Source organism: Pseudomonas entomophila (assembly GCF_023277925.1).
In the GTDB taxonomy this organism is placed as follows: domain Bacteria; phylum Pseudomonadota; class Gammaproteobacteria; order Pseudomonadales; family Pseudomonadaceae; genus Aquipseudomonas; species Aquipseudomonas entomophila_D.
The window spans coordinates 5,173,724-5,195,333 of the sequence record NZ_CP063832.1; the positions used below are offsets into that span (position 1 = coordinate 5,173,724).

General features: G+C 63.0%; 19 protein-coding genes, 1 other RNA gene and 1 pseudogene. 10 read left to right on the plus strand and 11 right to left on the minus strand.

The annotated features are described in order from the left end of the window. Positions 1-44 precede the first annotated feature (44 nt). A pseudogene (locus IM733_RS22935) lies at positions 45-482 on the minus strand (IS66 family transposase); the annotation flags it as partial. 336 nt (positions 483-818) lie between these two features. Here IM733_RS22935 and IM733_RS22940 point away from each other — a divergent pair. After that, entirely contained in the window at positions 819-1,820 is a 1,002-nt protein-coding gene (locus IM733_RS22940; protein WP_248918605.1) for a restriction endonuclease, read from the plus strand. A gap of 65 nt (positions 1,821-1,885) precedes the next feature. Here IM733_RS22940 and ssrA read toward each other — a convergent pair. The 7 genes from ssrA to IM733_RS22975 form a co-directional block, all read right to left on the minus strand. Beyond that, positions 1,886-2,277, minus strand: a transfer-messenger RNA (tmRNA) gene (gene ssrA / locus IM733_RS22945). An 85-nt stretch (positions 2,278-2,362) separates the two neighbouring features. Further along, entirely contained in the window at positions 2,363-2,641 is a 279-nt protein-coding gene (locus tag IM733_RS22950; RefSeq protein WP_248918606.1) for a hypothetical protein, read from the minus strand. Between the two features lie 228 nt (positions 2,642-2,869). Next, positions 2,870-3,106 (minus strand): DUF3077 domain-containing protein, encoded by a 237-nt coding sequence (locus IM733_RS22955; RefSeq protein WP_248918607.1) that lies wholly within the window; start codon positions 3,104-3,106, stop codon positions 2,870-2,872. Continuing rightward, positions 3,103-3,342: a hypothetical protein gene (locus tag IM733_RS22960; RefSeq protein WP_248918608.1), complete on the minus strand. Its 240-nt coding sequence runs from the start codon at positions 3,340-3,342 to the stop codon at positions 3,103-3,105. The genes IM733_RS22955 and IM733_RS22960 overlap by 4 nt, the downstream gene beginning before the upstream one ends. Positions 3,343-3,920: 578 nt before the next feature. Further along, positions 3,921-6,731 (minus strand): FAD-binding and (Fe-S)-binding domain-containing protein, encoded by a 2,811-nt coding sequence (locus IM733_RS22965; RefSeq protein ID WP_248918609.1) that lies wholly within the window; start codon positions 6,729-6,731, stop codon positions 3,921-3,923. A 71-nt stretch (positions 6,732-6,802) separates the two neighbouring features. Next, positions 6,803-7,948, minus strand: coding sequence for an FMN-dependent L-lactate dehydrogenase LldD (gene lldD, locus IM733_RS22970; protein ID WP_213659513.1), 1,146 nt, complete (start codon positions 7,946-7,948; stop codon positions 6,803-6,805). Between the two features lie 63 nt (positions 7,949-8,011). Further along, positions 8,012-9,682 (minus strand): lactate permease LctP family transporter, encoded by a 1,671-nt coding sequence (locus IM733_RS22975; protein ID WP_248918610.1) that lies wholly within the window; start codon positions 9,680-9,682, stop codon positions 8,012-8,014. A 326-nt stretch (positions 9,683-10,008) separates the two neighbouring features. On the opposite strand from IM733_RS22975, the gene IM733_RS22980 reads away from it, so the two are divergent. Then, positions 10,009-10,776, plus strand: a complete 768-nt coding sequence (locus IM733_RS22980; protein ID WP_248918611.1) for an FCD domain-containing protein — start codon at positions 10,009-10,011, stop codon at positions 10,774-10,776. Positions 10,777-10,875: 99 nt separating this feature from the next. Here IM733_RS22980 and smpB read toward each other — a convergent pair whose 3' ends face one another. After that, positions 10,876-11,358 carry an SsrA-binding protein SmpB gene (gene smpB / locus IM733_RS22985; RefSeq protein WP_011532120.1) on the minus strand — a complete coding sequence of 161 codons (483 nt, stop codon included), beginning with the start codon at positions 11,356-11,358 and terminating at the stop codon, positions 10,876-10,878. 161 nt (positions 11,359-11,519) lie between these two features. Here smpB and IM733_RS22990 point away from each other — a divergent pair, with 161 nt between their 5' ends. Together IM733_RS22990 and IM733_RS22995 are read left to right on the plus strand one after the other, a co-directional pair. Beyond that, positions 11,520-11,954 (plus strand): type II toxin-antitoxin system RatA family toxin, encoded by a 435-nt coding sequence (locus IM733_RS22990; RefSeq protein ID WP_248918612.1) that lies wholly within the window; start codon positions 11,520-11,522, stop codon positions 11,952-11,954. Next, positions 11,947-12,255, plus strand: a complete 309-nt coding sequence (locus IM733_RS22995; RefSeq protein WP_248918613.1) for an RnfH family protein — start codon at positions 11,947-11,949, stop codon at positions 12,253-12,255. Before IM733_RS22990 ends, IM733_RS22995 begins: the two co-directional genes overlap by 8 nt. A 67-nt stretch (positions 12,256-12,322) precedes the next feature. Here IM733_RS22995 and bamE read toward each other — a convergent pair whose 3' ends face one another. After that, positions 12,323-12,847, minus strand: a complete 525-nt coding sequence (gene bamE, locus IM733_RS23000) for an outer membrane protein assembly factor BamE (protein ID WP_248918614.1) — start codon at positions 12,845-12,847, stop codon at positions 12,323-12,325. A gap of 97 nt (positions 12,848-12,944) precedes the next feature. On the opposite strand from bamE, the gene fur reads away from it, so the two are divergent. Next, positions 12,945-13,349 carry a ferric iron uptake transcriptional regulator gene (fur, locus tag IM733_RS23005; RefSeq protein ID WP_008096237.1) on the plus strand — a complete coding sequence of 135 codons (405 nt, stop codon included), beginning with the start codon at positions 12,945-12,947 and terminating at the stop codon, positions 13,347-13,349. A 172-nt stretch (positions 13,350-13,521) separates the two neighbouring features. Here fur and recN read toward each other — a convergent pair whose 3' ends face one another. Continuing rightward, positions 13,522-15,195 (minus strand): DNA repair protein RecN, encoded by a 1,674-nt coding sequence (gene recN / locus IM733_RS23010; protein ID WP_248918615.1) that lies wholly within the window; start codon positions 15,193-15,195, stop codon positions 13,522-13,524. Between the two features lie 181 nt (positions 15,196-15,376). On the opposite strand from recN, the gene grpE reads away from it, so the two are divergent. The 5 genes from grpE (at position 15,377) to carA (ending at position 21,579) form a co-directional block, all read left to right on the plus strand. After that, complete coding sequence (gene grpE, locus IM733_RS23015; protein ID WP_248918616.1) at positions 15,377-15,931, plus strand: nucleotide exchange factor GrpE; 555 nt, start codon at positions 15,377-15,379, stop codon at positions 15,929-15,931. Between the two features lie 101 nt (positions 15,932-16,032). Continuing rightward, complete coding sequence (gene dnaK / locus IM733_RS23020; protein WP_248918617.1) at positions 16,033-17,958, plus strand: molecular chaperone DnaK; 1,926 nt, start codon at positions 16,033-16,035, stop codon at positions 17,956-17,958. A gap of 212 nt (positions 17,959-18,170) precedes the next feature. Next, a complete protein-coding gene (gene dnaJ / locus IM733_RS23025; RefSeq protein ID WP_248918618.1) occupies positions 18,171-19,298 on the plus strand; it encodes a molecular chaperone DnaJ in 1,128 nt (375 codons plus the stop codon). A 13-nt stretch (positions 19,299-19,311) separates the two neighbouring features. Then, on the plus strand, positions 19,312-20,115 hold the full coding sequence (gene dapB, locus IM733_RS23030) for a 4-hydroxy-tetrahydrodipicolinate reductase (RefSeq protein WP_011532128.1): 804 nt from the start codon (positions 19,312-19,314) through the stop codon (positions 20,113-20,115). 327 nt (positions 20,116-20,442) lie between these two features. Next, positions 20,443-21,579, plus strand: a complete 1,137-nt coding sequence (carA, locus tag IM733_RS23035) for a glutamine-hydrolyzing carbamoyl-phosphate synthase small subunit (RefSeq protein ID WP_248918619.1) — start codon at positions 20,443-20,445, stop codon at positions 21,577-21,579. The last annotated feature ends 31 nt before the right edge of the window (positions 21,580-21,610 follow it).

A 21,610-nucleotide genomic window follows, 5' to 3' on the forward strand; every position in this document is an offset into this window, starting at 1 on the left:
TACCAGCTTTCGTCCCGCTAAAAGCCGCACCTAAACGGCCAGCCCAATCGCTCCAGCCCGTCCTGTGCGGCCAGCGCGTTGTAACCGGCGTAGTCGTCGGTCATGACATAGCCGCGATAGCCGTCCAGCAGGCGCACCGGCACCTCCTGCGCTCGGCTGGTGGCGTAGTCGAAAAGGATCACCGGGCGATCAGGTGGACCGCCGGTTTGCACCCACATCCAGGATTGGCTGCTGGGCTCACGACTAGGCTCTTTCAACACCTGCACACGTGTTTCATCACAGTGGATGATCCGACTGTTCAACAGGCTTTCGCGCATCAGATTCAGCAGCGGCTGAAAGTGCTCGCTGCATTGAGTCACCCAGCGTGCCAGGGTTTGGCGCGGGATATCGATACCGTGACGCCCCAGCACTTTTTCGAAGCGGTGAAGCGGCAAGCCGTCTACGTATTTGGTGGTCAGTAGCATGGCCAGCACACTCGGGCTAGGTGGTGTGATGCGTCGGGCTCACAGGGAGGGGTTGATAGAAAAGACAGGGCGTGTAAAACCGACTACGCAACCAGAAAGCCACGGCACCGATATAACGGTCTGGCGTTCACTAATATTTGTCGCCGCAGGCGTATAGACGCGTACTTGATCAGCCCAGAGGCTATGAGGTCGGATACCGCTGGTGAGCCAGTAGTTCTGTATTCCTGTCGGGCTCTTGAGAACGCAGGCATGCTCTTCGTAGCCTTCAGTTCTGTCTGCCGTGCTTTCCATTCACACCAGCGTTCAGCATTGCTACAGTCTCGCCTCGATTCTGTGAAAGCAATGAGTATCAACATGCCCGCGATGTGGATGATTCGAGGTGATGGTGGCCGTCTCTATGACGATTTCAGGGATCGCAGTCTTGCTGCCATCGGGTGGGCTCAGCTAGCGCTTGAGGCCAAGCCCGGCGTTTCCAGGAAGGCGTTGATCCAAGCCTATAAAGACCTTCAACCAGGAATAAAGGACGCGAGTGCCGTAGCGGGGGCGTCGCAGGTCTTCCGTTTCGTTAACGAAATTAACATTGGCGATACGGTCGTTACCTATTCCCCTGCAAACCGGACCTACCTGGTAGGTCGCTTCAGCGGAGCGTGCCTGCTCCGCCCCGATCTGGCAGATGATGGTATGTCTTTGACCCGCCCTGTTGAGTGGTACACGCAGGAGGTCGATCGCGACAAGCTAACAGGCGCTAGCAGAAACAGCCTGGGGTCTACGTTAACCGTATTTAAAGTGTCTGAGGATGCTCAGAAAGAGCTGCTTGCCCTCGCTACTGGTAAAAGCGTATCCACACCACCGAAAGACTCGGTTGAAGACTCCGATGTTCTGGAAGACCCGTTGAAGGGGGTTCAGGAAATTGCGTTTGAGCGGATCAAAGACCAAATCAACAGCCTGGATTGGGCTGAGATGCAGGAGCTGGTGGCCGGAATCTTACGTGCAATGGGCTACAAGACACTGGTGTCTCCGGCCGGTGCTGATCGCGGCAAAGACATCATTGCTTCACCCGATGGTTTCGGATTTGAGCCGCCGCGCATCGTTGTGGAGGTCAAGCACCGGAATGCCCGTATGGGAAGTAACGAGATCCGTAGCTTTCTCGGCGGCAGGCACAAGGATGATCGAGGGCTGTACGTGAGTACTGGCGGATTCACGAAAGAGGCGTTGTATGAAGGTGAGCGAGCCAATGTGCATCTGACGATGTGGACGCTGGATGAGCTGGCTCGGACGCTGATGGCGCATTACCCGTCCACCGATCCGGAGACGAAGCGGTTGGTACCGTTGACTTACTTCTACATGCCTGCGTGAAACGCACTCTCACCAGATCCCAGGCACAAAAAAAAAACGCCCGAGGGCGTCTTCTTCTTTGGATTTGGTGGAGCCGGGGGGATTTGAACCCCCGTCCGCCAGTACTCCGCTGTCGGTACTACATGCTTAGCCGTGTCTACTGATTTAATCCGCAGCCGCCCGACGGGCAGGGTGCTTTGGATGAGTTGGGTAAGTTTTAGTCGCTTCGCCCCCAACGTGCTGCACGACGATCCTGTTCTGTATGACAATCATTTCGGGTTTACAGGCATCCCCTGATGATTGCTGGAGCCGAAGCTACCAGGAGAGCGGGCTCAGCTGCTTACGCAGCGAGAGCGTAGCCCTCGTAGTTTTCGTCATTGGCAACTATAGAAAGTTGCAACAGTGGATTTACGAGTTCTGTTACCAACTCGGCATGCACCTAGAGTTTCGCTACCGGCGTCGAATCCTAATCGGCCCCACACTCAGCTCTAGCTGACCGTACCTTTCGGCACGTGCAGCGGAGTATACGCCTTTGCGCGGGCCGCGTCGACAGGCGGGCCGTTTCAGGTGCCGTTGCCGCCTTTCTCGGTTTTCTCCAGGCGCTCCAGCACCTTGCTGGTGATGGCGATGCATTCCTTGGTGTCGCCGGAAGCCTGGGCGGCCTTGGCTTTGTCCACGTGCTCGGTGAGGGCCTTGTCGAGGCCTTCGGAGGTGGCGCCGGCGGTGGCCATGGCGTCGTCGATCTTCTGCAGGTTCATGGCGCACAGGTCGTCGGCGGCGAAAACGGGCGAGGCCAGCAGGGTTGCGGCCGCGAACAGGGCGGATAGCGCAGTGCCTTTCATGGGTGTCTCCTCGTTAGGCCTCTGGAGGGTGGGCCTGAAGGGTGGACTGCGTGGCGTTGGCGGGGGTTCCATCGGAGTTGTGAAGCACGCTGGCCTGTAGGAGCGGCCTTGTGCCGCGAAAGGGGCGCGCAGCGGCCCCCGGGTTTCAGTGTTGAGCAACGATCGCCGGGGCCGCTTTGCGGCTCTTTCGCGGCACAAGGCCGCTCCTACAGGGGGAGAGGTGGTGGTTTAGTGGGTGGATTTTTCCAGGGCTAACTCCATGTCGTCGATCAGGGCCTTGGCCATGGCGCTGAGGATGCGCGCCGAGCTGCCGGCGAGCAGGTCGCCCTCCATCTCGGCTTCACAGGTCAGGTGGCGGATGCAGCCGAGCAGTACCGACAACTCGCTGAAGGCATCGGCGAACGGGATGTCGGGCTGCACGCTGAACATGTCCATGCAGGTGGTCTTGCCTGGGGTAACGGTCATGGCTGCGCTCCTGGCTTGTGTTCGAGCAGTGCACAGGCGAGCTGGCCGAGGTAGTCGCTGGCGGTGAACAGGCGGTCGCGGTGGGCGCCGGGCTCGGTCTTGAAGTAGACATCGAGTACATCGGAAATGGCGGTGGCGACCTCGACGGCGGCGGCCATGGCGTGTTCGCGGGTGAGGGTGGGGGAGATGGTGAGGTAGGACGCGATGTGGGGTGGGTCTGGGACGAGCTTTTTCATTTTTGGAACTCTTGTGCTGTCTCAAGGAAGCACCACCCCAAGGCAATTCTCACAAGACAAAGGGTGGCAGCCGTGAACAGGGTGAGAATCCGGGGCACAAGAAACCCGGTCAGACCGAAGTCTGCCCGCACACGGCTGCCATAGAAGGAATGCCGAATTTCTTGAGCTTCGGGACTCTCACACCCCGGTCACCAAATGTGGCGACGGAGTGACGTTATCCCTGGGGTATTTCCCCGGCAACGCGGCGGCTTCCGACAGGTGCGTAGGATAGATCCCAAGCTGGTTTGGCTTGAAGCATTTGGTTGCAGGTTCGGAAATGTCGTACGGCTTGAGGGTGGTTCGCCGGCAAGGCCGGCTCCTACGAGGGGACTGTCCACAAGTCTTTAGAAGCGGGTTTACCCGCGAATCCGGCACCGCGGGGGATGGCACCGGCTTTGCCGGTGTTCGCGGATAAATCCGCTCCTACAGGGGCCGTGCCGGCCTTGGCATCGGCATCGTACCTGTAGGAGCCGGCGTTGCCGGCGAATTGGCCGGCAACGCCAGCACAAGGCTGTTTTGCGTCCGTGGCCCCGGCGATTTCAGACCGCCCGCGCCCGTGTCACGCGGTCCACCAGGTACACGAGGCCGTGATAGTCGATGCCGCTATGGCTCGACAAGCCGATCTCGCAGGTGCGGCTGGTGGAGATGCCTTCGCTGCAATACTGCACCGCGTCCTTGAGTGTGCGCAGCGAGTGGGCATTGAGCTCTGGCGTGGTGAAGCCTTTGTCGCCGGCGAAGCCGCAGCAGTGGATGCCCTCGGGGATCACCACTTGCTTGCTGCAGCGCCGCGCCAGGTCGATCAGCGCCTGGCTTTCGCCCAGATGCTGGGTGCTGCAGGTCACGTGCACGGCCACCGGCTCCTCTTGCGGAGTGAACTCCAGTTTGTCGACCAGGTGGGTGCGGATGAAGCGCACCGGGTCGTACAGGTCCAGCCGCGTTTCGCCCAGGTCCTGCACCAGGCGCAGGGTGCAGGGGCTGGTGTCGCAGTAGATCGGGTCGAGGCCGCCGCGGCTGGCGTGCAACAGCGCGGTGATCAGCTCCTGGCGCTTGTGCTCGGCTTGTTCGGGGTAACCCTTGGAGGCGAACGGCTGGCCGCAGCACAGGCTGTCGGCGTTGTCCGGGAACACCACCTGGTAGCCGGCCTTCTCCAGCAGGGCGCGGGTCTTGTCCAGCAGCGAACTTTGCTCGCGGTCGGCGTAGGCGGGGCCCATCACCCGCGATACGCAGGCGGCCAGGTAGACCACGCGCGGGCGGGCATCCTGGCTTGGGGCACTGAATTCGATGGCGCGCAGCGGCTGTGGCATGGCGGGTGTCCACTGTGGCAGGCGGCCTTTGCTGGCCTTGCTCAGGCGGGCGCTGAGGCGGCTCATGCGCGGGGCGCCGAGCAGCTTGCGGGCGCCATTGGCGGCGGCGAGGGTGAAGCGGGCGCCGCGCAGGGTGGCGTGGAAATGCTCGGCCAGCCAGTCGGCGGCCTTGCCATGCTCGGCCGCCTGGCCGCGCAGCTTCTTCACCAGCTCGCCGGTGTTGATGCCCACCGGGCAGCGCTGGGCGCACAGGCCGGTGGCGGCGCAGGTGTCGAGGCCCTGGTACTGGTAGGTGCGCAGCAGCTCGCGGGTGTCTGCGCCGGCGCGCTTTTTCGCCTGGATGTCGCGCCACATGACGATGCGTTGGCGGGGGCTTAGGGTCAGGCCTTTCGATGGGCACACCGGCTCGCAGAAACCGCACTCGATGCACTTGTCGACGATCTCGTCGGCGGCCGGCAGTGGCTTGAGGTTTTTCAGGTGGATGTCCGGGTCGCTGCTCAGCACCACGTCGGGGTTGAGGATGCCGTTGGGGTCGAGCAGGTGCTTGAGCTGCCACATCAGCTGGTAGGCGTCCTTGCCCCACTCCAGCTCGACGAAGGGCGCCATGTTGCGCCCGGTGCCGTGCTCGGCCTTGAGCGAGCCGCCGAATTCCACCGCCACCAGTTGCGCCACGTCGTCCATGAACGCCTGGTAGCGGGCGACTTCTTCAGCGCTGTTGAAGCCCTGGGTGAAGACGAAGTGCAGGTTGCCTTCCAGGGCGTGGCCGAAAATGATCGCCTCGTCGTAACGGTGTTTGTCGAACAGCTGGATCAGGCGGTTGACGCCCTCGGCCAGTTGCTCGATGGGGAAGGTCACGTCCTCGATGATCACCGTGGTGCCGGTCTGGCGCACGGCGCCGACGGCGGGGAAGGTGTCCTTGCGGATCTTCCACAGCTGGTTGTACACCGTGGGGTCTTCGCTGAAGGCGACCTTCTGCTCCAGTGGGAACTCGGCGATCGATGCCATCACCTGGTCGAGCTGTTCGTGCAGCAGGCTCTGGCTGGCGGCGCGGGACTCGATCAGCAGGGCACAGGCGGTGTTGGACAGGCCTTTCACCCAGGCCGGCATGCCGGGCATGCCCTGCACCGAGCGCAGGCTGCGGCGGTCCAGCAGCTCCACGGCAGACACCGGCTGCGGCTTGAGCAGGGTCACCGCCCGGCAGCAGCTCTCCACGCTGGGGAACACCAGCAGCGCACTGGCCTTGTGCGGGTGGTCGGGCACGGTGTCGTAGGTGACGGCGCTGATGAAGCCGAGGGTGCCTTCGGAACCAACCAACAGATGTTGCAGGATGTCGAGCGGCTGGTCGTAGTCCACCAGTGCGTTGAGCGACAGACCGGTCGTGTTCTTCAGTCGGTACTTGTGCCGGATACGCTCGGCCAGGGCGAGGTTGGCGCGGGTTTCGCGGCCAAGGCGGGCGAGTTCATCCAGCAGGCCGGCGTGGCTGTGCTCGAACGCGGCGACACTGGCCGGGTCTTCGCTGTCCAGGCGGGTGCCGTCGGCCAGCACCAGGCGCAGGCCGGCGAGGGTGTGGTAGGTATTCTGCGCGGTGCCGCAGCACATGCCGCTGGCGTTGTTGGCGACGATGCCACCGATCTTGCAGGCGTTGATCGAGGCCGGGTCCGGGCCGATCTTGCGCCCGTAGGGGGCAAGCCAGGCGTTGGCCTGGGCGCCGATCACGCCGGGCTGCAGGCGGATCTGCGTGCCCTGGCCGCGGATCTCGCGGCCATTCCAGTTGTCGCCGAGCACGATCAGCACCGAGTCGCTGATGGCCTGGCCCGACAGGCTGGTGCCGGCGGCGCGGAAGGTCACCGGCACGTGCTCGCGCTGGGCCAGTTTCAGCAGCGCGACCACTTCGTCCTCGGACTCCACGCGCACCACCAGCTTGGGGATCAGCCGGTAGAAGCTGGCGTCGGTACCGAAGGCCAGGGTCGAGGTCGGGTCGTCGAAGCGGCGTTCGGCGGGGATCAGGCGCTCGGCATCACGCAGGAACGCGGCGGGCAGGCTCATGCAGTCTCCTCGCGGGGCAGCGGCGTCTTCTGCGCGGCGTGCCCCGGGCAATCAGGCGTTGGCGGGCGGGCTCAGGCGCCCAGTTCGCGAACCAGCGAGTCGCGGGTGATCTCGCTGATGGACTTGGCGCCGGTCAGCACCATGGCCACGCGCATCTCTTTCTCGAACAGCTCCAGCAGGTTCTTCACCCCGGCTTCGCCGTGGGTGGCCAGGGCATAGAGGAAGGCGCGGCCGATCAGCACGGTGTCGGCGCCCAGGGCGATCATGCGCACCACGTCCAGGCCGCTGCGGATGCCGGAGTCGGCGAGGATCTTGATATCGCCCTTCACCGCGTCGGCGATCGCCGGCAGGGCGCGGGCGCTGGACAGCACGCCGTCGAGCTGGCGGCCGCCGTGGTTGGAGACGACGATGCCGTCGGCGCCGAACTTGACCGCGTCGCGGGCGTCGTCGGCGTCAAGGATGCCCTTGATGATCATCGGGCCGTCCCAGAATTCGCGGATCCACTCCAGGTCTTTCCAGGAGATGGACGGGTCGAAGTTGTTGCCCAGCCAGCCGATGTAGTCGGCCAGGCCTGTGGGGTTGCCACGGTATTTGGAGATGTTGCCCAGGTCGTGGGGGCGGCCGAGCAGGCCCACATCCAGCGCCCACTGTGGGTGGGTCATGGCTTGCCAGACGCGGCGCAGCGGCGCGTTCGGGCCGCTCATGCCGGAGTGGGCGTCGCGGTAGCGGGCGCCGGGCACGGGCATGTCGACGGTGAACACCAGGGTCTTCACGCCAGCCGCTTTCGCCCGCTCCAGGGCGTTGCGCATGAAGCCGCGGTCTTTCAGTACGTACAGCTGGAACCACATCGGCCGGTCGATGGCCGGGGCCACTTCCTCGATCGGGCACACCGACACGGTGGACATCGTGAACGGGATGCCATGGGCCGCCGCCGCGCGCGCCGCCTGCACTTCGCCACGGCGGGCATACATGCCGGTGAGGCCGACTGGGGCCAGGGCCACGGGCATGCTCAGGGTTTCGTCGAACAGCCGGGTCTCGAGGCTCAGGTCCGACATGTTCTTCAGCACGCGCTGACGCAGGGCGATGCTGGCCAGGTCGGAAACGTTGTGGCGCAGGGTGTGCTCGGCGTAGGCACCGCCGTCGGCGTAGTGGAACAGGAAGGGGGGCAGCTTGCGTTGGGCCGCGGCGCGATAGTCGGTGGAGGCGGAAATGATCATGGATTCTCGCAGCGTGGGTTGAAGGTGACGCCGGGCGCTGGTGGGCGCCCGGCCCCTCTCACTTTAGTGATGAACCAGCATGCCGGTCAGCCAGTAGGCCTGGATCAGGGTGATCAGGCCGACGATGGTGGCGAAGAACAGGCTGTGCTTGACGGTGAAGCGGAACAGGTCGGACTCCTTGCCCACCAGGCCGGTGGCGGCGCAGGCCACGGCGATCGACTGCGGCGAGATCATCTTGCCGGTCACGCCGCCGCTGGTGTTGGCCGCCACCAGCAGGGTGTCGTTGACCCCGATCTGGTGCGCGGTGGTGGCCTGCAGCGAGCTGAACAGGGCGTTGGACGAGGTGTCCGAACCGGTCAGGAATACGCCCAGCCAACCGAGGAACGGCGAGAAGAACGGGAACGCAGCGCCGGTGCCGGCCAGCACCAGGGCCATGGTCGAGGACATGCCCGAGTAGTTGGTGACGAAGGCGAAGGCCAGCACCATACCAATCGACAGGATCGGCCAGCGCAGTTCCCAGAAGGTCTCTTTGAAAGTGGTAAGACCAGTTTTGACGTTGATCTTCAGCACCCACATCGACACCAGCGCGGAGAGGAAGATCGCGGTGCCGGTGGCGGAGATCGGGTCGAGCTTGAACACCGCCGGCATGGCGGTCGGCGCGGTGACGATTGGCGCGGTCTTGACCACCAGCTGGTCGAGGTGCGGGATGGCGAAGTTGAACACGAAGTTGTACATCGCGCCGCCCGGGGCGAAGGCCGCCTTGAACGGCTTCAGGGTCCAGATGGTGACCAGCACGGTCAGGATCAGGAACGGCGACCAGGCCTTGAAGATCTCGCCGAAGCTGTATGGCGAAGGCTGGCTGCCACCCGACTGCACGACGGCGGCGCCAACGCTGCCCTTGGCTGCGGCGAACGAGCGCTTGGGCTGCCAGACTTTCAGGAACAGGGTCAGGGCGATCAGGCTGGCCAGGGCCGAGGTGATGTCTGGCAGCTCCGGGCCGATGAAGTTCGAGGTGAAGTACTGGGTGACGGCGAAGCTGGCGCCGGCGACCAAGGCGGCGGGCCAGGTTTCTTTCACACCGCGCAGGCCGTCCATCATGAACACCAGCCAGAACGGCACGAACAGCGACAGCAGCGGCAGTTGGCGGCCGGTCATGGCGCCGATGTGGAAGGCGTCGATGCCAGTCACCTGCCCGGCGACGATGATCGGGATGCCGAGGGCGCCGAAGGCCACCGGTGCGGTGTTGGCGATCAGGCACAGGCCGGCGGCGTACAGCGGGTTGAAGCCCAAGCCCACCAGCAGCGCGGCGGTGATGGCCACGGGGGCGCCAAAGCCGGCCGCGCCTTCGAGGAAGGCGCCGAAGCAGAAGCCGATCAGCAGCACTTGCAGGCGCTGGTCGTCGGTGATCGACAGCACCGAGCTGCGGATGACTTCGAACTGGCCGCTCTTGACCGTGAGTTTGTAGAGGAACACCGCGGCGACGATGATCCAGGCAATCGGCCACAGGCCGTAGAGGAAGCCATAACCCGCGGCGGCAAAGGCCATGTCGACAGGCATCTGGAAGGCGAAGATCGCCACCAGGATCGACAGCGCGAGGGTGATGCTGCCGGCGACGTGGCCCTTGAGGCGGAACACGGCGAGGGCGAGGAAGAAGAACACGATGGGGATGACCGCCGCCAGCGCGGACAGGCCAAGGCTACCAAGCGGGGTATAGAGTTGTTGCCAGGTTTGCATATGGGGTGGCCCCTAATTGTTGTTGGTCAAGGCACTGGCATTGGATAATTGGTAATACCAATTTACAATGGCTGGGCGCTAGGTTAAAAGCCTGATCAGGGGTGTGTCAATTTGTCCCAAGCAAAACTTTGGTCGGGCTCCGATGAGCGGCCGTTTGAAGGGGTTGGATGGCAGGGGTGGCGCATTCGGGTTTTTCGCGGCTGCCGTGGCTCCCAATCGCCTGTGTATCGACGGCTTGTGCGGGGTTGCGCCTCTGTCGCCCCGCTGCGGATAAGCGCAGAATAAGCGCCCCCGAAATCGGTGCCGGGGCATGTGGAGAGCAAGCAATGGTTTTTGATCAGGTCCGCCAGCGGCGCCTGTCCGACGACATCGTCGATCGGTTGGAAGGGATGATTCTCGAAGGCACGTTGACTTCGGGGCAGCGCCTGCCCGCCGAGCGCGTCCTTGCCGAGCAGTTCGGCGTGTCCCGCCCCTCGCTGCGCGAGGCGATCCAGAAGCTGGTGGCCAAAGGGTTGCTGGTCAGTCGCCAGGGTGGCGGCAACTACGTGGCCGAAGCCTTGGGTTCCACCTTCAGCGACCCGCTGCTGCAGCTGCTGGAGCGCAACCCAGAGGCCCAGCGCGACTTGCTGGAGTTTCGCCACACGTTGGAGGCGTCATGTGCCTACTATGCGGCCCAGCGCGCCACCGAGCCTGATCGCGAGCGGTTGAAAATCGCATTCGACGCGCTGCAGGACTGCTACAACCGTGTCGGCGAGGTGGACCGGGCAGAGGAGGGCGCGGCCGATGCGCGTTTCCACCTGGCCATTGCCGAGGCCAGTCACAATGCTGTGCTGCTGCACACCATCCGTGGTTTGTTCGACCTGCTCAAGCGCAACGTGGTGACCAATATCGGCGGCATGTACCAACAGCGCACGGAGACACGCGACATGCTGATCAGCCAGCATCGCGAGTTGTATCAGGCAATTGTCGAAGGGCGCGCGGAGGATGCGCGGGAGGTTTCCAGCCGGCACATTTTGTATGTGCAAGAGGTGCTGGAAGAAGCGCAGCAGCAGGCGCAGCGGGTAGCGCGGGCGGAGCGGCGCAGCGGGCGTTGAGCGTTGTGGCTTATCGCGGATGAATCCGCTCCTACAGGGGGGTGAAACCTGTAGGAGCGGATTCATCCGCGATGCAGGCGCCGCACTGCGAAGGGCTGCTTACTCTTCTTTGCCCTTGTTGCGCATGGTGCGCTGCAGCTCGCGGTTGGAGTCGCGCTCGCGCACGGTGTCGCGCTTGTCGAACTCCTTCTTGCCCTTGCCCAGCGCGATCTCGCACTTGATCAGGTGCTTGCTCCAGTACAGCGACATCGCCACGCAGGTGTAACCCTTTTGCGCCACGGCCGCTTCCAGGCGCTCCAGCTCGCGCTTGTTCAGCAGCAGCTTGCGGGTGCGGATGGGGTCGGCGATGACGTGGGTGCTGGCGGTGGTCAGCGGGGTGATATGGCTGCCGAACAGCCAGGCTTCGCCGTCCTTGAGCAGCACGTAGCTGTCGGTCAGGTGCGCCTTGCCGGCCCGCAGGCTCTTTACTTCCCAGCCGGACAGGACCAGCCCGGCCTCGAACTTGTGTTCGATGAAGTAATCGTGTCGCGCCTTTTTGTTCTGCGCGATGGTCCCGGTCGGATGTTTCTTTTGCTTAGCCATAGGGGCGGCATTATAGGGAGAGTCCGCGTCCTCGGCTACGGGGTTTAGGTGCGCTTGAGCCAGTTGTGTGAATCCCGGACAATACAGGCCTCATTCTGCCGTGCAGAACCGTATTCGAGGCGCTGCAACGCGCCGCCGCCCAGATTGGAAGTGACGCCTGGATGACTACCCATATTCAACGCTCCGCCCTGCTGCCATACCCTGCCCAGGCGCTCTACGACCTGGTCAATGATGTGGCCAGCTACCCGGAGTTCCTGCCCTGGTGCTCGGCTTCGACGGTGATTGACGCCAGCGACACGCACATGCGCGCCAGGCTCGAAGTGGCCAAGGGTGGGATGAGCCAGCAGTTTGTCACAAGCAATGTGTTGGTGCCGGGGCAGTCGATCGAGATGAACCTCGAGGAAGGGCCGTTCAGCCAGTTGCACGGGCTGTGGATCTTCAAGCCGCTGGGCGACAAAGCCTGCAAGATCAGCCTCGACCTGTCGTTCGATTACGCTGGGGCGTTGGTGCGCGCCACCCTGGGGCCGCTGTTCAACCAGGCCGCCAATACCATGGTCGACGCCTTTTGCCAGCGTGCCAAGCAGCTCCATGGCTGAAACTTCGTTGCGCATCGAGGTGGTCTACGCCACGCCTGAGCGGCAATGGCTACTGGCGTGCGAGGTGCCGGCCGGGGTCTCGGTGAGTGAAGCGCTGCGTTTGTCCGGGGTGGCCGAGCAGGTGCCTGGGCTGAATCTGCTGAGCAGTCCTGTGGGCATCTTTGGCAAAGTGGTGAGTGACCCAGCTGCGCGCCTGGTAGAAGAAGGCGATCGGCTCGAGGTTTACCGACCATTGCTGGCCGACCCCAAAGAGATTCGCAGGCAGCGAGCAGCTAAGGCCAAGGCGGCGCGCGAACGTTGAATGCCCTTGCCTGCAGAGCAGGCAATAAAAAGCCCGGATCCAGTCCGGGCTTTTTTGTCCGCCGCAATTACTGCGGAGAGGTTTCCAGTGGTGCTGGCGTCGGGACTGGGGTGGTCTCGATGGTGTCGATCTCTTTCTGCAGGGTGTCTTCCAGCGAACCTGGCTTGGCCGGTTTTTCCTGCGGCTGGCTTGGTTGGTTGTTTGGGCTTACCGTGGTGTCGCCGCTGCCGCCGAGAATTTCCTGGTCGCGGCTCACACCTGGCATGAAGTCACCGGACAGGCTGACCAGTTGGTCGCTTTCGTTGAAGAAGATGCTCATGCGTTCTTGCTGACGCTGGCCACCACCGGGCTGCAGGCTATAGAGATAGTCCCAGCGATTGGTGTGGAAGGTGTCCTGGATCAGTGGGTTGCCCATGATAAACCTTACTTGCCGACGGGTCATTCCGGGGCGCAATTGGTCTATCATGTCCTGCGTGACGACATTGCCCTGCTGGATGTCGATTTTGTAAACCCCGGGAAACGAGCAACCGGCGAGTGCGAGCAGTCCCACGAGAGTGAAACTGGTTAGCAAGAGCTTGGTGTTGTTTTGCATCGGTGGGCGACTTCCACTATCTTGGCTGGACAACGTAAACCCCGATCATACCCGTATTAAGAGAAGCTGCGAAGCAGCATCGGCGAGAAAGCTGACCATGGTTGAAAATAGCGAATTGCGCAAAGCGGGCCTCAAGGTAACCCTACCTCGAGTCAAGATCCTTCAGATGCTCGACTCCACCGAGCAGCGTCACATGAGTGCCGAGGATGTCTACAAGGCGCTGATGGAAGCTGGCGAGGATGTCGGTCTGGCGACCGTGTATCGCGTACTGACCCAGTTCGAAGCGGCGGGTCTGGTGGTTCGCCACAACTTCGACGGCGGCCACGCGGTGTTCGAGCTGGCCGATGGCGGCCACCACGACCACATGGTCAACGTGGAGACCAGTGAGGTCATCGAATTCATGGATGCTGAAATCGAGCGCCGTCAGAAAGAGATCGTGGCCGAGCACGGCTACGAGCTGGTGGACCACAATCTGGTCCTCTATGTGCGTAAGAAGAAGTAACGATTTCGATCGTTATCGACAGCAAAGGCGACCCTAGGGTCGCCTTTGTGTTTTTCGGGGGGAAACTGCAGCGGCCCCTGTAGGAGCTTTAGCCGCGATCACCCGCGAAGCGGGTGCCAGGCACCGCGCTGCTTGCATCGCGGCTAATGCCGCACCTCCAGGCGAACAAGTCTCAAGCCTTGCTGCTCACCACCATCTTGCGTGCATGGGCCAGCGATTCCTTGGTCAGGTCGATCCCGCCAAGCATCCGCGCCACTTCCTCGACCCGCTCGCGCTTGCCCAGGTTGGCGACGGCGGTGTGTGTGGTGCCACTGTTGCGCACCTTGTGCACGAACAAGTGATGGTGCCCCTGCGCCGCCACCTGGGGCAGGTGGGTCACGGTCAGTACCTGGCCGCGTTCACCCAGCCGGCGCAGCAACTGGCCGACGATCTCTGCCGTGGGGCCACCAATGCCCACGTCCACTTCGTCGAACACCAGCGTCGGGATGCGCGAGGTCTGCGCGGTGATCACCTGGATCGCCAGGCTGATACGCGACAGCTCGCCGCCCGAGGCGACCTTGGCCAGCCCTTTGAGGGGTTGCCCGGGGTTGGCGCTGACCAGCAGCTCGATCTGCTCCAGGCCATGGGGTGAAAGCTCGCCGTTGTCGAAGGGCGTGAGCGCGATGCAGAAGCGCCCGCCCGGCATCCCCAGGCGTTGGATCTCCTGCTCGACGGCCGTGGCCAGTTGCTTCGCGGCCTGCTGGCGCAGGGCGCTGAGTTCGCATGCTTTCTCTTTATAGTGGTGGGCGTAGGCTGCCAGCTCGTCGCCCAGGCGCTCGATCGACTCGTCGCTGGCATTCAAGCCTTCCAGCTCTTCCATCAGACGCTGTTGCAGGTGCGGCAGCTCAGTAGGGTGCACGCGGTGCTTGCGGGCGAGGGTGTAGATGGTGTCGAGCCGCTCTTCCAGTGCTTGCAGGCGCATGGGGTCGGCGTCGAAATGGTCGAGAAAGCGATTGAGTTCGCCGACTGCTTCCTCCACCTGGATCTGCGCGCTGGCGATCAGGTTGACCGCTTCGCCCAGCGCCTTGGGGGCGTTATTTACGGCGGTAAGCCGGTTGAGGCTGACGGTCAGGGCGTTCAGCACGTTGCCCGAATCGCTTTCGCTGCACTGGTCGATGACCTGGCGGCAGATGCCGAACAGGGCCTCTGCATTGGTCAGGTTCTTATGCTCCTGCTCCAACTGCTCCAGTTCGTGCTCGCCCAGCCCCAGGTTGTCCAGCTCTTCGAGCTGATAACTGAGCAGTTGGTGGCGCGCACGCTGTTCGTCCCCTGAGTTGCTCAGCCGCTCCAGCTCCAGGCGGGTTTGGTGCCAGCGCTTGGCGGCCAGTTGCACCTGGCGTGCGAGATCAGTGGCGCCGGCGTACTCGTCGACCAGGCGGCGGTGGGTGTCGGTTTTCAGCAGCGACTGGTGCTCATGCTGGCTGTGGATATCGATCAGCAGTTCGCCCAGCGCCTTCAGGTCGCCCAGCGGGCAAGGCGTGCCGTTGATGTAACCACGGCTGCGGCCTTCGGCAGTGATCACCCGGCGCAGGATGCATGGGCCGTCGCTTTCCAGGTCGCGCTCCACGAGCCAGTCGTGGGCTTCGGGGATGTCGACCAGGTCGAAGGTGGCGAGGATGTCGGCCTTGTCCGCGCCCGGGCGCACCACGCCGCTGTCGGCGCGGTCGCCCAGTGCCAGGCCGAGGGCGTCGAGCATGATCGACTTGCCAGCCCCGGTCTCGCCGGTGATCACGGACATGCCGCGGGCGAGTTCGAGGTCGAGGTGTTCGACGATGGCGTAGTTGTGGATGGACAGGTGCACCAGCATGGGGCGGCTCCCGAGGGGTCGTGTCTGGATATTTATACAGTGCTTTTCACGGCTCTGCCAATAGCCGCCGATGAATGTGGAAAAGCGCCTCGCCCCTTGAACCTGGTTTTTCCGGCCCCATATAGCCGGCAAGACATGGCGAGCCTGGCTCGTACAACAGAAATTGCGGAGGAGAAACCTAATGGCTGACGAACAGCTGGATGAGAAGAACCTGAATTCCGAAGAAACCGGCGCAACGAATGTCGATGCCCGCGTCCAGGAGCTCGAGGAGCAGCTGGCCGCCGCCAAGGACCAGTCCCTGCGCGCCGCCGCCGACCTGCAGAATATCCGCCGCCGTGCCGAGCAGGACGTCGAGAAGGCCCACAAGTTCGCCCTGGAGAAGTTCGCCGGCGACCTGCTGCCGATCATCGACAGCCTGGAGCGTGGCTTGGAGCTGTCCAATGCCGACGACGACACCATCAAGCCGATGCGCGAAGGTATCGAGCTGACCCTGAAAATGTTCCACGACACCCTCAAGCGCTACAACCTGGAGGCCCTCGAGCCGCACGGCGAGCCGTTCAACGCCGAGCACCACCAGGCCATGGCCATGCAGGAAAGCGACAAGGTCGAACCGAACACCGTGGTCAACGTGTTCCAGAAGGGCTACCTGCTCAACGGCCGTCTGCTGCGCCCCGCCATGGTGGTGGTCAGCAAGGCGCCAGCACCGGCGCAACCTTCTATCGATGAGAAGGCTTGAAATCCGTCGGGGCATCCCCATCTAGGTGTCAAGCATTCAAGTATTACCGCAGTTGGCCAATGTAGCCGCTGCCACCTAATTCAAGTTTCGGGAGAGTAAACATGGGTAAAATCATCGGTATCGACCTGGGGACCACCAACTCCTGCGTCTCCGTGCTGGAAAACGGCACCGCCAAAGTCATCGAGAACGCCGAAGGCGCGCGTACCACCCCTTCGATCATCGCCTACGCCAACGACGGCGAGATCCTGGTCGGCCAGTCGGCCAAGCGCCAGGCGGTCACCAACCCGCACAACACCCTGTTCGCGGTGAAGCGCCTGATCGGCCGCCGCTTCGACGAAGAAGTCGTGCAGAAAGACATCAAGCTGGTGCCTTACAAGATCGTCAAGGCCAGCAATGGTGACGCCTGGGTACAAGCCAGCGGCAAGGACATGGCACCGCCGCAAATCAGCGCCGAAGTCCTGAAAAAGATGAAGAAGACCGCCGAAGACTACCTCGGCGAGCCCGTCACCGAAGCGGTCATCACCGTGCCGGCCTACTTCAACGACAGCCAGCGTCAGGCGACCAAAGACGCCGGCCGCATCGCTGGCCTGGACGTAAAACGCATCATCAACGAACCGACCGCCGCCGCGCTGGCTTACGGCATGGACAAAGCCAAGGGCGACCACACCGTCATCGTCTATGACCTGGGTGGTGGTACCTTCGACGTGTCGGTCATCGAAATCGCCGAAGTCGACGGTGAGCACCAGTTCGAAGTACTGGCCACCAACGGCGACACCTTCCTGGGTGGCGAAGACTTCGATATGCGCCTGATCGACTACCTCGTCGACGAGTTCAAGAAAGAGTCGGGCATGGACCTGAAGAACGATCCTCTGGCCCTGCAGCGCCTGAAAGAAGCCGCTGAAAAGGCCAAGATCGAGCTGTCTTCGGCTCAGTCGACCGACGTCAACCTGCCGTACATCACTGCAGACGCGACCGGTCCTAAGCACCTGAATGTGAAGATCTCCCGCGCCAAGCTGGAAGCGCTGGTCGAAGACCTGGTCACCCGTACCATCGAGCCATGCCGCATTGCCCTGAAAGACGCCGGCATCGACGCCAGCAAGATCGACGACGTGATCCTGGTCGGTGGCCAGACTCGTATGCCGATGGTGCAGAAGGCGGTTGCCGATTTCTTCGGTAAAGAGGCACGCAAGGACGTCAACCCGGACGAAGCCGTCGCCATGGGTGCCGCGATCCAAGGTGCGGTATTGGCCGGTGACGTGAAGGACGTGCTGCTGCTGGACGTCAGCCCGCTGACCCTGGGTATCGAAACCATGGGTGGCGTGATGACCGCGCTGATCGAGAAGAACACCACCATCCCAACCAAGAAGTCGCAGGTGTTCTCGACCGCCGACGACAACCAGGGCGCCGTGACCATCCACGTGCTGCAAGGCGAGCGCAAGCAAGCTTCGCAGAACAAGTCGCTGGGCAAGTTCGACCTGGCCGATATTCCACCAGCACCGCGTGGCGTGCCGCAAATCGAAGTGACCTTCGACATCGACGCCAACGGCATCCTGCACGTCGGCGCGAAAGACAAGGCCACCGGCAAGGCTCAGTCGATCGTGATCAAGGCCAACTCCGGCCTGTCCGACGAAGAAGTCGAGCGCATGGTGCGTGACGCCGAGGCCAACGCCGAGGAAGACCGCAAGTTCGAAGAGCTGGCCGCTGCCCGCAACCAGGGTGACGCGCTGGTGCACTCGACCCGCAAGATGGTCGCTGACGCCGGTGACAAGGTCACCGCTGAAGAAAAAACCGCCATCGAGGCGGCCGTGGTTGCCCTGGAAACCGCCGTCAAGGGCGACGACAAGGCTGCCATCGACGCCAAGGTCGAAGAGCTGTCCAAAGTATCGGCCCCTGTCGCTCAGAAGATGTACGCCGAGCAGCAGGCCGAGCAGCCACAGGGCGGCGCCCAGCAGGCTGAGCCGGAAGCCAAGCACGATGACGTGGTTGACGCCGAGTTCGAAGAAGTCAAAGCCGACGACAAGAAGTAATCGTTGCATGTTGTCGGCCAGTTCACCGCCGTTTGGCGGTGAACTGCTAGGATGTCGCCGCGCGGGGGCTTGCTCCCGCGTTGGCGTGTCTGGAACACGAGAATTATTTACAGCATCTGTCTGGGCGCATTCGCGTATGGCGGCAGGTGCTGACGGCATGGCGCACAGATGCGCAGAGGTATGCCGAACGCCCCCAAGAGTGCATATGACCTATGGCAAAGCGTGATTTTTATGAGGTCCTGGGTGTCGAGCGCGGCGCCAGCGAAAGTGATCTCAAGAAGGCCTACCGCCGTTTGGCGATGAAGTTCCACCCGGACCGCAACCCGGGCGACAAGGAATCGGAAGACAAATTCAAGGAGGCCAACGAGGCCTACGAAGTGTTGTCCGATGCCAGTAAGCGCGCGGCCTACGACCAGTACGGCCATGCCGGCGTCGACCCGAGCATGGGTGGTGGCGGTGCCGGCTTCGGTGGCGCCAACTTCTCCGACATCTTCGGTGATGTCTTCAGTGATTTCTTTGGTGGTGGTCGTGGCGGTTCGCGCAGCGGCGGCGCCCAGCGCGGTAGTGACCTGCGCTACACCCTCGAGCTGAACCTCGAAGAAGCGGTGCGTGGCACGACTGTCAGCATTCGCGTCCCCACGCTGGTCAACTGCAAGCCGTGCGACGGCTCCGGCGCCAAGAAGGGTTCGACTCCGTCGACCTGCCCGACCTGCGGCGGTATCGGCCAGGTGCGTATGCAGCAAGGCTTCTTCGCCGTGCAGCAGACCTGCCCACGCTGCCATGGCCAGGGCAAGATCATCACCGACCCGTGCAATTCGTGCCATGGCGAAGGCCGTGTCGAAGAGTACAAGACCCTGTCGGTCAAGGTGCCGGCCGGTGTCGATACCGGTGATCGCATCCGTCTGTCCGGCGAGGGCGAGGCGGGCACCCACGGTGGCCCGACCGGCGACCTCTATGTGGTCATCAACGTGCGTGAGCACGACATCTTCCAGCGCGACGGCAAGCACCTGTACTGCGAAGTGCCGATCAGCTACACCGACGCAGCCCTGGGGGGCGAGCTGGAAGTGCCGACCCTCGATGGCCGCGTGAAGCTGAAAATCCCCGAAGGCACCCAGACCGGCAAGCAGTTCCGTCTGCGTGGCAAGGGCGTGGCGCCGGTGCGCGGTGGCGCGGCGGGCGACCTGCTGTGCCGCGTGGCGGTGGAAACCCCGGTCAACCTCAGCCGTCGCCAGCGTGAGCTGCTCGAAGAGCTGCGCGACTCGCTCGAGGGCGACAGCTCCCATTCGCCCAAGGCCAGTGGCTGGTTCGAGGGTGTGAAGCGCTTCTTCGGTGATCTCTGAGAAGGAACAGGTTATGCGACGTATTGCGGTAATGGGCGCGGCAGGGCGAATGGGCAAGACCCTGATCGAAGCCGTGCAGCAAACCCCAGGTGCCGGGCTGACTGCGGCGATCGATCGCCCGGACAGCTCCCTGGTTGGGGCGGATGCCGGTGAACTGGCGGCGCTGGGGCGGATCGGCGTGCTGCTGTGCGACGACCTGGCCAAGGTTGTCGACGAGTTCGACGTGCTGATCGACTTCACCCACCCGTCGGTGACGCTGAAGAACCTGGCGTTCTGCCGCAAGGCCGGCAAGGCGATGATCATCGGCACCACCGGTTTCAGCGTCGAGGAGAAGCAGCTGCTGGCCGAAGCGGGCAAGGAGATCCCGATCGTCTTCGCCGCCAACTTCAGCGTTGGCGTCAACCTCAGCCTCAAGTTGCTGGACATGGCGGCCCGTGTGCTGGGTGACGACGTGGACATCGAGATCATCGAGGCCCACCACCGGCACAAGGTCGACGCGCCGTCGGGTACCGCGCTGCGCATGGGGGAAGTGGTTGCCAATGCGCTGGGGCGTGACCTGCAGGAAGTGGCGGTGTACGGCCGCGAGGGTCAGACCGGCGCTCGTGATCGCAAGACCATCGGTTTCGCCACCGTGCGTGCGGGTGATGTGGTCGGTGACCACACCGTGCTGTTCGCCGCAGAAGGCGAGCGCCTGGAAATCACCCATAAAGCGTCGAGCCGCATGACCTTCGCCAAGGGCGCGGTGCGTGCCGCGCTGTGGCTGGATGGGCGCGAGCCTGGGCTGTACGACATGCAGGACGTGCTCGAGCTGCGCTGATGGCTCCGTCCTTCGTGCAGGGGTAGTTGTAGGAGCGGCTTCAGCCGCGATGCAGGCGACGCGGTGTCTGGCACCCGCTTCGCGGGTGATCGCGGCTAAAGCCGCTCCTGCAACGGATTGCGCAATTTCCCTCTGTCGCAATCCTGTGTTTTAGAGGCACATTCCAGGTAGACCCAAAACGCATTTTTCTGTAAGCTACAGCTTTAGTGTGTCCACTAAAAGCGCGCAGACTAATTCAGCATAAAAGCGGGGTGACGTGTCCATACGTCATTCCGCTTTTTTGCAACCTGCGATCGCCCTTTCAGGCTTGATTTACGGGAGGTCTTCTTGACTAAGCCAGCCATACTCGCCCTTGCCGATGGCAGCATTTTTCGCGGTGAAGCCATTGGAGCCGACGGTCAGACCGTTGGTGAGGTCGTGTTCAATACTGCAATGACCGGCTACCAGGAAATCCTCACAGACCCTTCCTACGCCCAGCAAATCGTTACCCTGACCTACCCGCACATCGGCAACACCGGCACCACCCCGGAAGACGCCGAATCCAATCGCGTCTGGTCCGCCGGCCTGGTCATTCGAGACCTGCCGCTGCTGGCAAGCAACTGGCGTAACACCCAGTCCCTGCCCGACTACCTGAAAGAACACAACGTCGTCGCCATCGCTGGCATCGACACCCGTCGCCTGACCCGCATCCTGCGTGAGAAGGGCGCCCAGAATGGCTGTATCCTGGCCGGTGACAACATCAGCGAAGAGGCTGCCATCGCCGCTGCCCGCGCCTTCCCCGGCCTGAAAGGCATGGACCTGGCCAAGGTCGTCTCCACCAAGGAGCGCTACGAGTGGCGCTCCAGCGTGTGGGAGCTGAAGACCGACAGCCACCCGACTCTCGAAGCCGCCGACCTGCCGTACCACGTCGTGGCCTTCGACTACGGCGTCAAGCTGAACATCCTGCGCATGCTGGTCGCCCGTGGCTGCCGCGTCACCGTGGTACCTGCACAGACCCCGGCCAACGAAGTCCTGGCGCTCAACCCCGACGGCGTGTTCCTGTCCAACGGCCCAGGCGATCCCGAGCCGTGCGACTACGCGATCCAGGCGATCAAAGAGATTCTCGAGACCGAGATCCCGGTGTTCGGCATCTGCCTCGGCCACCAGCTGCTGGCCCTGGCCTCAGGCGCCAAGACCGTGAAAATGGGCCACGGCCACCACGGTGCCAACCACCCGGTCCAGGACCTGGACACCGGCGTGGTCATGATCACCAGCCAGAACCACGGTTTCGCCGTCGACGAAGCCACCCTGCCGGGCAATGTCCGCGCCATCCATAAGTCGCTGTTCGATGGCACCCTGCAGGGCATCGAGCGCACCGACAAGAGCGCGTTCAGCTTCCAGGGCCACCCTGAAGCGAGCCCAGGCCCGACCGACGTCGCGCCACTGTTCGATCGTTTCATCGATGCCATGGCCAAGCGCCGCTGAGCATCCTGCAGCAAGGCCCCGGGCCGGCAAT

What these genes read in the sequence shown, in the direction of transcription:
- bamE (WP_248918614.1), bottom strand. Translation starts at nt 12,847, where the DNA reads ATGCAAAACAACACCAAGCTCTTGCTAACCAGTTTCACTCTCGTGGGA.
- smpB (WP_011532120.1), bottom strand. Translation starts at nt 11,358, where the DNA reads ATGGCTAAGCAAAAGAAACATCCGACCGGGACCATCGCGCAGAACAAA.
- lldD (WP_213659513.1), bottom strand. Translation starts at nt 7,948, where the DNA reads ATGATCATTTCCGCCTCCACCGACTATCGCGCCGCGGCCCAACGCAAG.
- recN (WP_248918615.1), bottom strand. Translation starts at nt 15,195, where the DNA reads ATGCTGGTGCACCTGTCCATCCACAACTACGCCATCGTCGAACACCTC.
- dnaJ (WP_248918618.1), top strand. Translation starts at nt 18,171, where the DNA reads ATGGCAAAGCGTGATTTTTATGAGGTCCTGGGTGTCGAGCGCGGCGCC.
- IM733_RS22940 (WP_248918605.1), top strand. Translation starts at nt 819, where the DNA reads ATGCCCGCGATGTGGATGATTCGAGGTGATGGTGGCCGTCTCTATGAC.
- IM733_RS22995 (WP_248918613.1), top strand. Translation starts at nt 11,947, where the DNA reads ATGGCTGAAACTTCGTTGCGCATCGAGGTGGTCTACGCCACGCCTGAG.
- IM733_RS22965 (WP_248918609.1), bottom strand. Translation starts at nt 6,731, where the DNA reads ATGAGCCTGCCCGCCGCGTTCCTGCGTGATGCCGAGCGCCTGATCCCC.
- grpE (WP_248918616.1), top strand. Translation starts at nt 15,377, where the DNA reads ATGGCTGACGAACAGCTGGATGAGAAGAACCTGAATTCCGAAGAAACC.
- IM733_RS22950 (WP_248918606.1), bottom strand. Translation starts at nt 2,641, where the DNA reads ATGAAAGGCACTGCGCTATCCGCCCTGTTCGCGGCCGCAACCCTGCTG.
- IM733_RS22960 (WP_248918608.1), bottom strand. Translation starts at nt 3,342, where the DNA reads ATGAAAAAGCTCGTCCCAGACCCACCCCACATCGCGTCCTACCTCACC.
- IM733_RS22975 (WP_248918610.1), bottom strand. Translation starts at nt 9,682, where the DNA reads ATGCAAACCTGGCAACAACTCTATACCCCGCTTGGTAGCCTTGGCCTG.
- fur (WP_008096237.1), top strand. Translation starts at nt 12,945, where the DNA reads ATGGTTGAAAATAGCGAATTGCGCAAAGCGGGCCTCAAGGTAACCCTA.
- IM733_RS22955 (WP_248918607.1), bottom strand. Translation starts at nt 3,106, where the DNA reads ATGACCGTTACCCCAGGCAAGACCACCTGCATGGACATGTTCAGCGTG.
- IM733_RS22980 (WP_248918611.1), top strand. Translation starts at nt 10,009, where the DNA reads ATGGTTTTTGATCAGGTCCGCCAGCGGCGCCTGTCCGACGACATCGTC.
- dapB (WP_011532128.1), top strand. Translation starts at nt 19,312, where the DNA reads ATGCGACGTATTGCGGTAATGGGCGCGGCAGGGCGAATGGGCAAGACC.
- dnaK (WP_248918617.1), top strand. Translation starts at nt 16,033, where the DNA reads ATGGGTAAAATCATCGGTATCGACCTGGGGACCACCAACTCCTGCGTC.
- IM733_RS22990 (WP_248918612.1), top strand. Translation starts at nt 11,520, where the DNA reads ATGACTACCCATATTCAACGCTCCGCCCTGCTGCCATACCCTGCCCAG.